Origin of the sequence: Nocardioides sp. zg-1228, from assembly GCF_017086465.1 — a bacterium.
Lineage (GTDB): Bacteria > Actinomycetota > Actinomycetes > Propionibacteriales > Nocardioidaceae > Nocardioides.
Window position 1 is genome coordinate 1,873,469 of record NZ_CP070961.1, and the last position, 13,200, is coordinate 1,886,668.

The 13,200-nt window shown below is 71.9% G+C and carries 16 protein-coding genes; 9 read left to right on the forward strand and 7 right to left on the reverse strand.

All coding sequences use genetic code 11. From position 1 onward, the window contains the following. Positions 1 to 8: 8 nt before the first annotated feature. From JX575_RS08905 to JX575_RS08915, 3 genes are all read left to right on the forward strand, one after another. On the forward strand, positions 9 to 1,127 hold the full coding sequence (locus JX575_RS08905) for a ferrochelatase (RefSeq protein ID WP_186342071.1): 1,119 nt from the start codon (positions 9 to 11) through the stop codon (positions 1,125 to 1,127). Next, positions 1,124 to 1,933: an inositol monophosphatase gene (locus JX575_RS08910; RefSeq protein ID WP_241005399.1), complete on the forward strand. Its 810-nt coding sequence runs from the start codon at positions 1,124 to 1,126 to the stop codon at positions 1,931 to 1,933. The genes JX575_RS08905 and JX575_RS08910 overlap by 4 nt, the downstream gene beginning before the upstream one ends. A 282-nt stretch (positions 1,934 to 2,215) precedes the next feature. Continuing rightward, positions 2,216 to 2,506: a DUF4193 domain-containing protein gene (locus tag JX575_RS08915; protein WP_056600397.1), complete on the forward strand. Its 291-nt coding sequence runs from the start codon at positions 2,216 to 2,218 to the stop codon at positions 2,504 to 2,506. A gap of 110 nt (positions 2,507 to 2,616) precedes the next feature. Here the strand turns inward: JX575_RS08915 and JX575_RS08920 are convergent, their stop codons facing one another. The 3 genes from JX575_RS08920 to JX575_RS08930 all read right to left on the reverse strand — a co-directional run bounded on the left by JX575_RS08920 (position 2,617) and on the right by JX575_RS08930 (position 4,469). Next, positions 2,617 to 3,252, reverse strand: a complete 636-nt coding sequence (locus tag JX575_RS08920) for a helix-turn-helix transcriptional regulator (RefSeq protein WP_186342072.1) — start codon at positions 3,250 to 3,252, stop codon at positions 2,617 to 2,619. A 416-nt stretch (positions 3,253 to 3,668) separates the two neighbouring features. Continuing rightward, positions 3,669 to 4,001 (reverse strand): DUF4235 domain-containing protein, encoded by a 333-nt coding sequence (locus JX575_RS08925; RefSeq protein ID WP_186342073.1) that lies wholly within the window; start codon positions 3,999 to 4,001, stop codon positions 3,669 to 3,671. 9 nt (positions 4,002 to 4,010) lie between these two features. Beyond that, positions 4,011 to 4,469 carry a DUF3093 domain-containing protein gene (locus JX575_RS08930; protein WP_186342074.1) on the reverse strand — a complete coding sequence of 153 codons (459 nt, stop codon included), beginning with the start codon at positions 4,467 to 4,469 and terminating at the stop codon, positions 4,011 to 4,013. 66 nt (positions 4,470 to 4,535) lie between these two features. On the opposite strand from JX575_RS08930, the gene dut reads away from it, so the two are divergent. The 4 genes from dut to JX575_RS08950 are packed head-to-tail and all read left to right on the forward strand — an operon-like array spanning position 4,536 to position 6,776. Further along, positions 4,536 to 4,991: a dUTP diphosphatase gene (gene dut / locus JX575_RS08935; RefSeq protein WP_186342317.1), complete on the forward strand. Its 456-nt coding sequence runs from the start codon at positions 4,536 to 4,538 to the stop codon at positions 4,989 to 4,991. 43 nt (positions 4,992 to 5,034) lie between these two features. Continuing rightward, positions 5,035 to 5,667, forward strand: a complete 633-nt coding sequence (locus JX575_RS08940) for a DUF3710 domain-containing protein (RefSeq protein WP_186342075.1) — start codon at positions 5,035 to 5,037, stop codon at positions 5,665 to 5,667. 3 nt (positions 5,668 to 5,670) lie between these two features. Beyond that, positions 5,671 to 6,033, forward strand: a complete 363-nt coding sequence (locus JX575_RS08945) for an OB-fold nucleic acid binding domain-containing protein (RefSeq protein WP_186342076.1) — start codon at positions 5,671 to 5,673, stop codon at positions 6,031 to 6,033. Then, positions 6,030 to 6,776: a DUF3159 domain-containing protein gene (locus JX575_RS08950; RefSeq protein ID WP_241005400.1), complete on the forward strand. Its 747-nt coding sequence runs from the start codon at positions 6,030 to 6,032 to the stop codon at positions 6,774 to 6,776. Before JX575_RS08945 ends, JX575_RS08950 begins: the two co-directional genes overlap by 4 nt. Positions 6,777 to 6,839: 63 nt before the next feature. Here the strand turns inward: JX575_RS08950 and JX575_RS08955 are convergent, their stop codons facing one another. Then, complete coding sequence (locus JX575_RS08955) at positions 6,840 to 7,508, reverse strand: TrkA family potassium uptake protein (protein ID WP_186342077.1); 669 nt, start codon at positions 7,506 to 7,508, stop codon at positions 6,840 to 6,842. Between the two features lie 36 nt (positions 7,509 to 7,544). Next, entirely contained in the window at positions 7,545 to 8,207 is a 663-nt protein-coding gene (locus JX575_RS08960) for a TrkA family potassium uptake protein (RefSeq protein WP_186342078.1), read from the reverse strand. 54 nt (positions 8,208 to 8,261) lie between these two features. Here JX575_RS08960 and JX575_RS08965 point away from each other — a divergent pair, with 54 nt between their 5' ends. After that, positions 8,262 to 10,310 (forward strand): APC family permease, encoded by a 2,049-nt coding sequence (locus tag JX575_RS08965; RefSeq protein ID WP_186342079.1) that lies wholly within the window; start codon positions 8,262 to 8,264, stop codon positions 10,308 to 10,310. Further along, a complete protein-coding gene (locus tag JX575_RS08970) occupies positions 10,307 to 11,533 on the forward strand; it encodes a TRAM domain-containing protein (protein ID WP_186342080.1) in 1,227 nt (408 codons plus the stop codon). Before JX575_RS08965 ends, JX575_RS08970 begins: the two co-directional genes overlap by 4 nt. Positions 11,534 to 11,634: 101 nt before the next feature. Here the strand turns inward: JX575_RS08970 and JX575_RS08975 are convergent, their stop codons facing one another. Together JX575_RS08975 and JX575_RS08980 are read right to left on the reverse strand one after the other, a co-directional pair. After that, positions 11,635 to 12,417, reverse strand: coding sequence for a molybdopterin-dependent oxidoreductase (locus JX575_RS08975; protein ID WP_186342081.1), 783 nt, complete (start codon positions 12,415 to 12,417; stop codon positions 11,635 to 11,637). Next, entirely contained in the window at positions 12,414 to 13,157 is a 744-nt protein-coding gene (locus JX575_RS08980; RefSeq protein WP_186342082.1) for a DUF2867 domain-containing protein, read from the reverse strand. The genes JX575_RS08975 and JX575_RS08980 overlap by 4 nt, the downstream gene beginning before the upstream one ends. Positions 13,158 to 13,200: the final 43 nt, after the last annotated feature.

The following is a 13,200-nucleotide window of genomic DNA, read 5'->3' on the forward strand; positions in this document are numbered from 1 at the left end:
CTGGCACCATGAATCCTGCGGGTCGCCCCGACGTGAAGCCGTACGACGCCCTGCTGGTCCTCTCCTTCGGGGGCCCGGAGAGGCCGGAGGACGTGGTGCCGTTCCTGGAGAACGTCACCCGTGGCCGGGGCATCCCCCGCGAGCGTCTCGAGCAGGTGGGGGAGCACTACTTCCTGTTCGGCGGCAAGAGCCCCATCAACGACCAGAATCGCGCGCTCATCGCGGCGCTGGAGAAGGACTTCGCCGACCAGGGGATCGACCTGCCGGTCTACTTCGGCAACCGCAACTGGGAGCCCTACCTGGCCGACACCCTCGCCCGGATGGCCGCCGACGGCGTGCAGCGCGCCGCGGTCTTCGCCACCTCGGCGTACTCGTCGTGGTCGTCGTGCCGGCAGTACCGCGAGAACCTGTGGGACGCGGTCGAGCAGACCGAGGGCGCGCCCCGGCTCGACAAGCTGCGGCAGTACTACAACCACCCCGGCTTCGTGGAGCCGGTCGTCGACGCGTGCCTGGCGGCCCTGGCCGACCTGCCCACCAACGGCGAGGCGGCACACCTGGTCTTCGTCACCCACTCCATCCCCACGGAGATGGCCGAGACGAGCGGAGCCCCGCCGGAGGCCCACGCCCAGCCGCGCGGCGCCTACGTCAAGCAGCACCGCAGCGTCGTCGACGAGGTGGCCGACCGGGTGAAGGCGGCCACGGGCCGCTCCCACCGCCACGACCTCGTCTACTGCTCGCGCTCGGGGTCGCCTGCGACGCCGTGGCTCGAGCCGGACGTCAACGACCACCTCGAGGGGCTGGCCAGCGACGGCGTGAGCCAGGTCGTGATGGTGCCGATCGGCTTCGTGTCCGACCACATGGAGGTCATCTACGACCTCGACACCGAGGCGATGGCGACGGCCGAGCGCCTGGGCATGCGGGCGGTCCGCGCCGCGACGGCCGGCACCGACCCGCGGTTCGTGGCGATGGTCCGCGACCTCCTGCTGGAGCGGGCGGCGACCGAGCGCGGGGAGCGTCCCGAGCGACCCGCCATCGGCTCGATGCCCGCCGGTCCCGACATCTGCGGGGCGGGCTGCTGCCCCAACGCGCGCGGACCCCGCCCGGCCCTCTGCGGTGCCGACTCGTGACCGTCACGCCCGTGGAGCTGCGCGACCTGGCCCGCACGCTCGCCCACGAGGGGGCCGCCCTGGCCCGTGAGATGCGGCTGGGCGGGATCGACGTCGCCGACACCAAGACCAGCGCCGTCGACGTGGTCACCGAGGCCGACCGTGCGGTCGAGACGCTGCTGCGCTCGCGCCTCGCCGCCCAGCGGCCCGACGACGCCGTCCTGGGCGAGGAGGGGGACGACCGGTCCGGCTCCTCCGGCGTGCGGTGGGTCCTCGACCCGATCGACGGCACCGTCAACTACCTCTACGGCCTGCCCGACTGCGCCGTCTCGGTGGCCGCGGAGGTCGACGGCGAGGTCGTCGCCGGAGCCGTGGTGACCATCCCGACCGACGTCGAGTACGCCGCCGCCGTCGGCCAGGGCGCCACGCGCGACGGCCGCCCCATCGGCGTACGCCCCTCGCCGCCGCTGGCCGAGCGGCTGGTGCTGACCGGCTTCGGCTACGAGCGCCGGGTGCGCGAGCACCAGGCCCGCTGTGTCGCCGCGCTGCTGCCGGAGGTGCGCGACATCCGCCGGATGGGCTCGTGCGCGCTCGACCTGTGCCACGTGGCGGACGGCAGCGGCGACGGGTACGTCGAGGCGGGGCCCCAGCCGTGGGACTGGTCGGCCGGCGGGCTCGTGCTGCGTGAGGCGGGCGGTCGCTTCGCGCTCCTCGAAGGGACCTTCGACGTCGAGGAGCACGCCGCGCGCCGCGTCGTCGTGGGCGCGCCCGCCGACGGGTGGGACGACTTCGTGTCGGCGATCACCGAGGCCGGCTTCCTCGCCTGACGGCGGCGCGGGACGGGCGTCCAGGCGCGTCCAGGCCCGTCCGCGAGCCGCTTCCTGGCCCGTCCACGGGGACCCTGAGGGGGTCCGAGGTACACCTGACGAGGTGGGGCGAGCGCGGGAATACCCAGACCTTGCCCACTGTTCAGGCGACACGTTCCGGACCGGCTCACCACGGGGCCTGTCCATGGTGCACAATCTGGCGCCGACGACGCGCACAAAACCTTCGGACGACCCGCCGCAATCCGGTCGGGTACGAGTCCACAGCATTGGGGAGAGATTTCGATGGCCACCGACTACGACGCACCGCGCAAGTCCGAGGAGGACCAGAGCGAGGAGAGCATCGAGGAGCTCAAGGCCCGACGCCACGACAAGAACTCGGGCAAGGTCGATGAGGACGAGACCGAGGCGGCCGAGTCCTTCGAGCTGCCGGGAGCCGATCTCTCGCACGAGGAGCTCGCGGTCGAGGTCATGCCTCGACAGGACGACGAGTTCACGTGCATGAGCTGCTTCCTGGTGCACCACCGGTCCCAGCTCGCTGATGAGAAGAAGCTCATCTGCCGCGACTGCATCTGACCGGCACCACCTGACTCGACAGCGCCTGGTCCTCGCGAGGGGGCCGGGCGCTGTGTCGTGCGCGGCGGGTGACGGCGGTCCGGCGGCACGTACGGCGGCCCGACGGCTGCTCAGGCTGCGAGGCGCCGGGCTCGCAGGGCGCGCTCGCGGCGCGCCTGACGCTCCTCCTCGAGGTGCTCGGCCTCGGCCACGAGCTGCCGGAAGGACGGATGGTCCGCGGGCGTCCCGTGGTGCCTGCGCTCGATCGCCCTCATCCACCGAGCGACGCGGTAGCGGACCGAGGGCACGCCGAACCGGCGCGACAGGTCGCGGCTCCGGGCGTACTCGACGCTCGTCATCGTCCTCAGCGCGCGTGGCACCCACCACCCGGTGACCCGGAGGTCCACGTGTGCGGGATAGCGGCTCCCACCGCGGGTGCGCGCGCCGTCCTCGCGCATCGGCTCCACGGGTTCGCCGGTCCACTCGTCGCGGAGCGCGACCCCGATGCCGGCGAGCCGCAGCAGCTGCTGCAGGACGTTCGCGCGCGGGCTCGTACGCGCGGTCTCCCAGCGGGCGACCATCGACTGGGACACCCCCAGCACCTCGGCCAGCCCGCGCTGGGACACGTCGAGGATCCGCCTGATGCGTCGCACCAGCCCCGGCACGTCCCCCTCGACCGGCCCCATCAGCAGCAGCCAGTCCTGCCCGTCCTCAGTCAGCTCGATCGGGGCCCCGGGTGGCCCGGGTGCCGTCGCGGTGTGGCCCATCCGCCGTCCTCCTCTGCGATCGCGTGTCGTCGTACGAGGAGCGAACCGCGCACCGCCGACACCCGGCGCCATCCGTCCACAAGCGAGCCCCTCACACCGTCCGAGGCCGCTCTGTGGACGCCCAGCGGCCAGCCGGGCGCGCTGCCGGCCGACCCCCGCCCTCGGTGCTGGCCACTGGCCAGTGAGTCGCTGGGAGACTCACTGGCCAAAGGCCGGGGTCGGGGGGCGGGGCGGCGACGTTGAGTCGCTGAGCGACTCACTGGCCAGTGGCGACGGTGGGTGCAGCACGCGTCGACCGCGGGTGTGCCCGGGCGGAGAGGGCCCGGTCGGCCCAGGGCGGGCGTGGGGTGCCCTGCGGGCGGGCGGGGCGCGACGACCTCGGGATGCCTACGGGCGCGGGGCGGCCCGGTGGTGGCTCAGGACTCGGGGACGGGGGCCCTGTCGGCGTCCTGGCCGTCCTTCTTGAGCTGCGGGGGGAGGTGGCCGGTCGACTTGGCGTAGTACTGCGCGGTGCGGCGGGCTGCGAACATGCGCGCGACGCCGATCAGCGTGCCGCTGACGGCCGCCCACAGGACGGCCTCGCCGACGCTGACGTCGGGGTCGGCGGGGTTGGCGGGCGGGTTCTTGCCGGTGGCCGCGCGCCACGAGGTGTTGAGGGCCTTCTTGGCCACCGCCGCGGCGGCGATGGCGGCGACGAGGGAGAACGCGGAGTAGAGCTTGCTGTTGTCCGAGGAGGAAGAGGAGGCCATGTGGTCACCCTACCCAGCAGATCGGCGCACCCGCCCCGCCTCGAGGGCTGAGACGAGCTCTTCGGGACGACGAGTGCTGACCAGCCAGTAGGGGCTCGGGTCGGAGGGATCCGCGATGTCCACGCGCACGCCGCGCTTGATGTAGGGACGCAGCAACAGGTAGGCCCGCGCGTCCGCGTCGACGCCCGCCTGACGGCGTACGCCCTCGGCGTCGAGCGGCGTGACGTCGCCGATGAGCTCGAGCGGGATGTGTGCCCGGCCCGCCCGGAAGGTCGTGCTGTCGACCGAGACCCGGGGCCGGCCGTAGGCCCCCAGCAGGGCGACCAGCAGCAGCATCGCGACGGCCGTGATCGTCCAGGCGATGGCCTCGGGGGTGGCGGCGAGGACGGCCAGCCACAGCGAGGCCACGAGCATCGTGCCCTGCACCCACCAGCGCAGCGGAACGGTGAGGCGTTCGGCGTAGTCCACGGCGCAGAGCCTATAGATTCACTTCTCGTGCCCGACCACGACCCGACCCCTCGTCCCGCGCCCGACCTGGAGCCCGACCTGGACGTCGCGGTCGTCCGCCTCGACCCCGACCTCCCGCTGCCGTCGTACGCCCACCCGGGGGACGCCGGGGCCGACCTGCACACGACCGTCGACCTCACCCTCGCGCCCGGCGAGCGGGCACTCGTGCCGACCGGGATCTCGATCGCGCTGCCGGACGGCTTCGTCGCCCTGGTGCACCCCCGCTCGGGCCTGGCGCACCGGCACGGACTGTCCATCGTCAACACGCCCGGCACGATCGACGCCGGATACCGCGGCGAGATCAAGGTGCTCCTCGTCAACCACGACCCCGGTGAGCCGGTGAGCCTGGCCCGCGGCGACCGGATCGCCCAGCTCGTCATCCAGCGCTTCGAGCGGGCGCGGTTCGTCGAGGTGGGGGTGCTGCCGGAGTCGGTCCGGGGCGCCGGGGGCTACGGTTCTACAGGTACCGGTTCACGTCGATGAGCCGAGGCCCGTTCGAAGGAGCGCTGATCGAAGGAGTGCTGACGTGAAGTTCCGCCGTAAGGCCGACCCGTCCTCGGAGACCGCAGACGCGACCGACGACACCGCTGCCACCGGTGCCCGGGAGGCGCCGACCGGAGGCCCCTTCGACGCCTCGCAGGTCGAGGGCGACGGCATCGAGCGCGCCGACCTCGGCTCCGTGCTCGTGCCGGCCATCGCCGAGCGCGAGCTGCGGCTGCAGGTCGACGAGAAGAGCGGCCAGGTGCGTGCGGTGATGCTCGCCGGCTCGGACGGCGCGTGCGAGTTCCAGCCGTTCGCCGCCCCCCGCAACGGCGACCTGTGGTCGGAGGTGCGCCCGCAGATCGCCGCGGACATGGTCCGCCGAGGCGGCCAGGCCACCGAGCGTGAGGGCCGCTGGGGCACCGAGCTGGTGTGCCAGATGCCCGTCAAGCGCCCCGACGGGACGACCGCGACCCAGCCGTCGCGCATCGTCGGGATCAACGGCGACCGCTGGATGCTGCGCGCCTCGTTCCTCGGCCGACCGGCCGTCGACCCCGACGCGGCGCCCGAGTGGGAGGACGCCCTCGCGCAGGTCGTCGTACGCCGAGGGGAGCAGGCGATGCCCGTGGGTGAGCCGCTGCCCGTGAAGCTGCCCGACGACGCCCGCCGGGTCAGGTGAGCGGTGGGCGAGAAGGGCCGGCTGCGCCACGCGCTGTCACGGTGGGCCGACAGCTCGGAGGCCCGCCAGCGCGAGCTGCGGGAGTCGCACACCAACGACGAGGCGCTGGCCATCGCGGACGCGCCCGAGCGTGAGCCCGTCGTGGTCAACGGCGTGCTCCGCACCGTGACCCTGCGCCCGCGAGGCGGCGTCCCGGCCCTCGAGGCCGAGCTCGACGACGGCTCCGGCGTGATCACCGTCGTGTGGCTCGGCCGTCGCCGCATCACCGGCGTCGACCCGGGACGCTCGCTGAGCGTCGCCGGCTGCATCGGCCGGCAGGGCGGCGTACCGATCATGTTCAACCCGCGCTACGAGCTGCGCCCGTGACCGAGCCCAGCCACCCCGCGAGCACGGGGAGCACCGGGAGCACCGGCAGCACCGTCGCCACCGACACGGTCGAGGCGGTGGTCCGCAGCCAGCTCGCCAAGGCGCTCGGCGGCCGGCGCGGGATGGTCGAGGCCGCGCTGCCGACGATCCTGTTCACCGTCACCTGGCTCACCATGAAGGACCTGCGGCTCGCGCTGTCGGTCAGCGTCGGGGCGGCTCTCGTGCTGCTGGTCGTGCGGCTGGTGCAGCGCTCGACGGTGCAGTTCGTCGTCAACGCGCTCGTCGGCATCGGCATCGGGTGGTTCTTCGTCCACCGCGCCGCGCAGTCGGGAGGCTCGGAGCAGGAGCAGGCGCTCGCCTACTTCCTGCCGGGCCTGCTCTACAACGGCGGGTACGCCGTGGTGCTCGCCTTCACGTGCCTGATCGGCTGGCCGCTGGTCGGCTTCATGGTGGGCAGCATCACCGGCGACCCGACGGCCTGGCACTCCGACAAGCAGATCGTGAAGCTGTGCAGCCGCTTGACGTGGCTGCTGGTCGCGCCGTGCATCCTCCGGGTCGCGATCCAGGCCCCCATCTGGCTCGCCGGCAGCTCCGGCTCGATCGACGCCGACGCCGCCGTGGCGGCCCTCGGCGTGCTCAAGATCGCGCTCGGCTGGCCGCTGCAGCTCGCCGCGCTCGGGTCGATGATCTGGCTGCTCTCGCGCAACCGCACGCCCGTCGCGCCGGAGGCCTCGCCCACCTGAGCCCACCTGAGCCCACCTGAGCCGAACCGAGCCGACGCACGAGCTCGGCGGACCGAGCTCGGATCAGCGGTGGTGGCTGGGGGAGAGCAGCTGCTCGAGCTCGGCCTCGACCTCGGCCGGCACCACGAAGAGGAGCTCGTCGCCGGACTCCAGCGGCTGCTCGGCGTCGGGCGGGTAGACCTGGCCGTCGCGCAGGATCGTGACGAGCGCGCAGTTGTCGGGGAACGGCACCAGGCCGGCAGGCGTGCCGACGTAGGGTGAGTCGGCCGACAGGGTGAGCTCGACGAGGTTGGCGTTGCCCTGGCGGAAGGTGAAGAGCCGCACCAGGTCGCCGATGGAGACGGCCTCCTCGACCAGCGCGGACATGATGCGCGGCGTCGAGACGTTGACGTCGACACCCCACGCCTCGGTGAAGAGCCACTCGTTGTTGGGGTGGTTGACCCGACCCACCGTGCGGGGCACCCCGAACTCGGTCTTGGCCAGGAGCGAGGTGACCAGGTTGGCCTTGTCGTCGCCGGTGGCCGCGATGACCACGTCGCACTTGCCGAGCTGGGCCTCGGTCAGCGAGGACAGCTCGCACGAGTCGGCGAGCAGCCACTCGGCGTCCGGCACGCGCTCGGGCCGGATCGCTGACGGGCTCTTGTCGATGAGGAGGATCTGGTGGCCGTTCTCGATCAGCTCCCGGGCGATCGATCGCCCCACGGCTCCGGCTCCGGCGATGGCGACGCGCATGTGCAGTGCTCCTGGCTCGGGGTGTCGTGGGGTGGGTCAGTCGTCTTCGGGGCCGGACTCGAGCACGGCGTAGGCGTGGGCGGCGTTCTCCTCGCGGATGACCAGGTGGAGCATGTCGCCCTCCTGCAGCACCGTCTCGCGCGTCGGCAGCATGCCCTCGCCGAGGCGGTCGATCCAGGCGATCCGGCTGAGCGACTGCATCTGGAACTCGACGGTCCGGTTGCCGACCCAGGGGTCGGGGACCGGCACGTGGTCGACGCGGATCGTGCCGGACGGGTCGCGGAAGTCTGGCTCGGCACCGGCGGGCAGGATGCGCCGCAGGACCTGGTCGGCCGTCCACTTCACCGTGGCCACCGTCGTGATGCCGAGGCGCTGGTAGACCTCGGCGCGACCCGGGTCGTAGATGCGGGCGACGACCTGCTGCAGGCCGAACGTCTCGCGGGCGACCCGCGCGGCGATGATGTTGGAGTTGTCGCCGCTGGAGACCGCTGCGAACGCGTCGGCGCGGCGGATGCCCGCCTTCTCCAGCACCTGCTGGTCGAAGCCGTAGCCGGTGATCTTGTCGCCGTTGAACTCGGGGCCGAGTCGCCGGAACGCGTCGGGCTCGCTGTCGATGATGGACACGGTGTGGTTGCGGTCCTCGAGGCTGCGGGCGAGCGTCGACCCGACGCGGCCACAACCCATGATCACGACGTGCACGCCGGAACCGTATCCCAGCCGGGGCCCGGTCCGCTGCGGGTCTAGGCTGCCGCCGTGAGTGTCGGGGATGTGTCCAAGCGGATCCTGCTGGGCCGCAAGCTGCGCAGCAGCCAGCTGGGCGAGACCCTGCTCCCCAAGCGGATCGCGTTGCCGGTGTTCGCCAGCGACGCCCTGTCCTCGGTCGCCTACGCGCCCGACGAGGTGTTCATCATGCTGGCCGTGGCCGGCGCGTCGACGTACGTCTGGTCGTGGAAGATCGGCCTCGCCGTCGCGCTGGTGATGCTCACGGTGGTGGCGAGCTACCGGCAGACGGTGCACGCCTACCCGTCCGGCGGCGGCGACTACGAGGTCGCCACCGTCAACCTCGGCCGCAACGCCGGCGTCACCGTGGCGAGCGCGCTGCTGGTGGACTACGTGCTCACCGTCGCGGTGTCGATCTCGTCGGCCTCGCAGTACGCCGCCGGCGCGATCCCGGTCTTCATCGGACACGAGGCGACCGTGGGTGTGGTGGCCGTCGTGCTGCTGACGGCGATGAACCTGCGTGGCGTGCGCGAGTCCGGCGCGTTCTTCGCCGTGCCCACCTACCTGTTCATGGTCGCGATCCTGGGCATGTGCGCCTACGGGCTGCTCCGCCTGGTGGCCGGCGACCTGCCGCAGGCGGAGAGCGCCGACCTCGTCATCCAGCCCCAGCCGGGCTGGGAGGAGCCGTTGACCCAGATCGGGCTGATGTTCCTGCTGGCCCGGGCGTTCTCGTCGGGCTGTGCGGCCCTGACGGGGGTCGAGGCGATCAGCAACGGTGTGCCGGCGTTCCGCAAGCCCAAGAGCAGCAACGCGGCCACCACGCTGCTGCTGCTCGCGCTGATCGCGATCACGATGATGATGAGCGTCATCGTGCTCGCCAAGCAGATGGCGATCCGCTACGTCGACCCGCACGAGCTCGACCGGCTGCGTACGGCGTCGGGCGACGCCCTGCCCGCAGGCTACGACCAGCACCCCGTGATCGCCCAGATCGCCGCGGGCGTCTTCGACCACTTCTCGCCGGGCTTCTACTTCGTGCTCACGGTCACCGGCATCATCCTGGTGCTGGCCGCCAACACCGCCTTCAACGGCTTCCCCGTGCTCGGCTCGATCCTCGCCCAGGACGGACTCGCGCCGCGCTCGCTGGGCTCGCGCGGTGACCGACTCGCCTACAGCAACGGCATCGTGTTCCTCGCGGCGATGTCGATCCTGCTGATCTGGATCTTCGACGCCGAGACCACCAAGCTCATCCAGCTCTACATCGTCGGGGTGTTCGTCTCCTTCAACCTCAGCCAGCTCGGGATGATCCGGCACTGGTCGCGGCACCTGCGCACCGAGCGCGACCCGGCCGAGCGGCGCCGGATGATCCGCTCGCGCGCGATCAACACGTTCGGGCTCGGCATGACCGCGGTGGTCCTGGTGATCGTGCTGGTGACCAAGTTCCTGGCAGGCGCGTGGATCACGATCCTCGCGATGGGCTTCTTCTTCCTGCTCATGAAGGCGATCGGGCGCCACTACGCACGGGTGGAGCTGGAGCTGGCGGCCGACGAGCAGGACAAGGTGATGCCGACCCGGGTCCACGCCATCGTGCTCGCGTCCAAGCTGCACAAGCCGACGCTGCGGGCCCTCGCCTTCGCGCGCGCCACCCGGCCCAACGTCCTCGAGGCGATCTACGTCGGCGTCGACCCCCGCGCCACCAGCAAGCTGCTGGAGGAGTGGGACGACCGCAACCTCGACATCCCGCTCAAGGTGCTGTACTCGCCCTACCGCGAGGTCGTGCGCCCGATCGTGGAGTACACCCAGGAGATCCGCCGGGCGAGCCCGCGCGGCGTGGTCGCGGTCTACATCCCCGAGTACGTCGTCGGCCGCTGGTGGGAGCAGCTGCTCCACAACCAGACCGCGCTGCGGCTCAAGGGCCGCCTGCTGTTCACGCCGGGCGTCATGGTCATCTCCGTGCCCTACCAGCTGCGCTCGTCGCAGGTGGCCGAGGAGCGGCGCCGCGACGAGGTACGCGTGCACGCCGGTGACCTGCGCCGGGGCCGCGTGGGCCGGCGCGATCCCGGTCGGCAGGAGGACGAGTCGTGAGCCGCACCAACCGCCCCCGCCGCGCCCGGGGCCGCTCGCGGGTGGGGGAGCGCTTCGAGGTCGAGGTCGGGCCGGTCGCCCACGGCGGCCACTGCGTCGCCCGCCTCCCCGAGCCCGAGTCGCGGGTGGTGTTCGTACGCCACGCGCTTCCCGGCGAGCGGGTGCTCGTCGAGATCACCGAGGGCACCGACGGCGACCGCTTCTGGCGCGGCGACGCGGTGCGCGTCGACCAGCCGTCCCCGGACCGTGTCGAGCCGCCGTGCCCCTACGCCGGGCCGGGCCTCTGCGGCGGCTGCGACTTCCAGCACGTCGCGCTGCCGGCCCAGCGTGACCTCAAGGCCGCCGTCGTCCGCGAGCAGCTCGTACGGCTCGGCCGGCTCGACCCCGACTCCGAGCTGGTCGGCGGGCTGACCGTCGAGGCGGTCCCCGTGCCCGGTCGCGCCGACGACGGGCTGCGCTGGCGCACCCGGCAGCGCTACGCCGTGCTCCCGGACGGCCGCCCGGCGATGCGCGCACACCGCTCGCACCGCCTGGTCGCCGTCGACGACTGCCTGATCGCTGCCGAGGACGCGCGTCCGCGTCCCGGCGCCGAGCCGGGGCCGCACGGCGAATGGTCGCCGGGCGAGCCCGAGGCCGACGTGGCGTCGCACGACGTGACCGTGGGGAGCGCCACCCACCCGTTCTCCGTCGCCGCCGACGGCTTCTGGCAGGTCCACCCCGCGGCCCCCGGCGTCCTGGTCGAGACGGTGCTCGACCTGCTGCAGCCGGCGCCGGGGGAGCGCGCGCTCGACCTCTACGCCGGGGTCGGGCTGTTCGCCCGGTTCGTCGGCGAGGCCACCGGCGCCCGCGTGGTGGCCGTGGAGGCCGACCGCACCGCCTGCCGCCACGCCAAGGCCAACCTGTCGGCCCTCACTGCTGCCGCCGTCGAGTGCGGCCCGACCGACCGCGTGCTGCGCGACGGGCTCGACGAGCCGTTCGACCTCGTCGTGCTCGACCCGCCCCGCGAGGGTGCCAAGCGGGCGGTCGTCGAGCAGGTCGTCGACCGGCACCCCCGTGCGGTGGCGTACGTCGCCTGCGACCCGGCCGCGCTCGGCCGCGACGTCGCCATCTTCGCCGAGCACGACTACGAGCTCACCGCGATCCGGGCCTTCGACCTCTTCCCGATGACGCACCACGTCGAGTGCGTGGCGCTGCTGGAGAGAACCGGCTCTGACCTGCGGTGATGCGATTCGGGTCCTCGATTCGCCCGACGCAGCTCCTTGACCTCACGTTCGAGCTCAGCGATCCGCTGCGCCTCGCCATCCGGATCACCCGCTCCCGACGCTCATCCGGGTACATCCTCGGTGCTGCCCTGAACTCTCATCCCTCCGCGGAATGAGAGCCCCCGGTCAGACCCCGGACGGGACAGGCTTCGAGTTGCTGACACCCGGCGGATCAGTGGGATCAGGGGGCGGTAGAAGCGCCGGACGACGGGGCCTGGGAGGTATCCGTGGCGTTCCTCGAGCCACACCCTGGAGCGCGGGTGGCGACGGAACACGATGAGCCGTAGGCCGAGTCTCGCGAGGCTCGAGGCGGCGCCGAAGTCGAAGTCGGGTTCGACGGTGTGCAACTCGATGAGGGACAGATGCTTCGTGCTGATGAAGCCGTACTGCTTCGGGCTGACCAGGCGCAGCGGCGCGCCGTGGTCCGGCGAGAGCGGTTCTCCGTCCAGGACGTCGACCACCAGCACGTCGTCGTCCATGACGTCCTCGGCGCAGACGACTGAGCGGTAGCCATCGAGTCCGCCGAACGTGACGTGGGTGATCTCCGTTCCAGTGGCCAACCGAGGTGCGATGAGATGCTCGTAGAGCGTGGGGAAGGTGACGCCCTCCCAGTGCACGTCCGTCGCGGTCCAGCCTCCGACGCAGTGGAAGTCGCGAGTCCGGGAGACCCTCGGGAGGGCGCGGAAAGTGGGCAGTGGAACAACGAAGGCGTCCATGCCGGCACCCCTGATCTCGATGTGATGGTCGCGCGGGGTCTGCGGCGGCGGACGGTGCAGATGAGTTCCGAAGCGCGGAAATCCCTCGATGCGTCTCTGTCCGGGGGGCAAGGCACGGGCGGTGCTCATTTCACTCGTCCTGCCGTGCTCTTGTTGGCCCAGGCGGCAAACCCCTCGCGGTATGTGCGGTGAGCCGGCCGCCAGCCCAGATCCGACTCAGCCCGGTCATCGGATACGTTCATCGAGGTGGCCTCAGCGAGCAGATCGCGGCGCCACGTCCTGGCCGACTGGCGCTCGAGGGCTGGGTACACGACGAGGTAGCGGAACGGCCTGATGAAGGCCAGGTAGGCCTCTCCGAGAAGCCCGCGCGGCTTCACATACACGGCCATCTGCGCGTGGAAGGAACCGCCGGCCCGAGGCGCCCAACCCAGGTGCATCACTCCATGGACGGTCTTGTTGGAGATCTCGGCGGCGAACTCGTCCGCGGTGAGGTACAGCGGCACAAAGGGCAGGTGCTCGAATCTCACGCCGTCGGCCGTGCCAATGAGGTCCGAGGGAAGGCGCCCGGCCAATGTTCGCTCCGCGGTCCCGGGGATCGCCAACCCCGCAGGCTCGTGCGGTGCCGAGATCCCACCCAGATCGAACCAGCGCCCAAGAAGGTCGCGAACCTGCCACAGGAATCGCGTTGGTCTGTGCGGAGACGTGGCGGGATTGCTCGCAGTCGCCAAGCGGACCACGCGCTCAAAGTCTGCAGCAGGTCCGGAGATCTCCGGCTGGGCCCAGACGTCCTCGAGCGTGAAGTCCGGCAGTAGCTCGTGGATGCGCCAAGCCCGGTTCAGGTTCAGGTGCTCTGCTCTGGATACCCGCATGTGATCTCCATCCACGATGTGTACGCCGGCGTATGGAACGTAG

Coding starts and splice junctions, on each gene's coding strand:
- JX575_RS08905 (WP_186342071.1), top strand. CDS start 9: ATGAATCCTGCGGGTCGCCCCGACGTGAAGCCGTACGACGCCCTGCTG.
- JX575_RS08915 (WP_056600397.1), top strand. CDS start 2,216: ATGGCCACCGACTACGACGCACCGCGCAAGTCCGAGGAGGACCAGAGC.
- JX575_RS08920 (WP_186342072.1), bottom strand. CDS start 3,252: ATGGGCCACACCGCGACGGCACCCGGGCCACCCGGGGCCCCGATCGAG.
- JX575_RS08925 (WP_186342073.1), bottom strand. CDS start 4,001: ATGGCCTCCTCTTCCTCCTCGGACAACAGCAAGCTCTACTCCGCGTTC.
- JX575_RS08955 (WP_186342077.1), bottom strand. CDS start 7,508: ATGCGCGTCGCCATCGCCGGAGCCGGAGCCGTGGGGCGATCGATCGCC.
- JX575_RS08975 (WP_186342081.1), bottom strand. CDS start 12,417: ATGAGCACCGCCCGTGCCTTGCCCCCCGGACAGAGACGCATCGAGGGA.
- JX575_RS08980 (WP_186342082.1), bottom strand. CDS start 13,157: ATGCGGGTATCCAGAGCAGAGCACCTGAACCTGAACCGGGCTTGGCGC.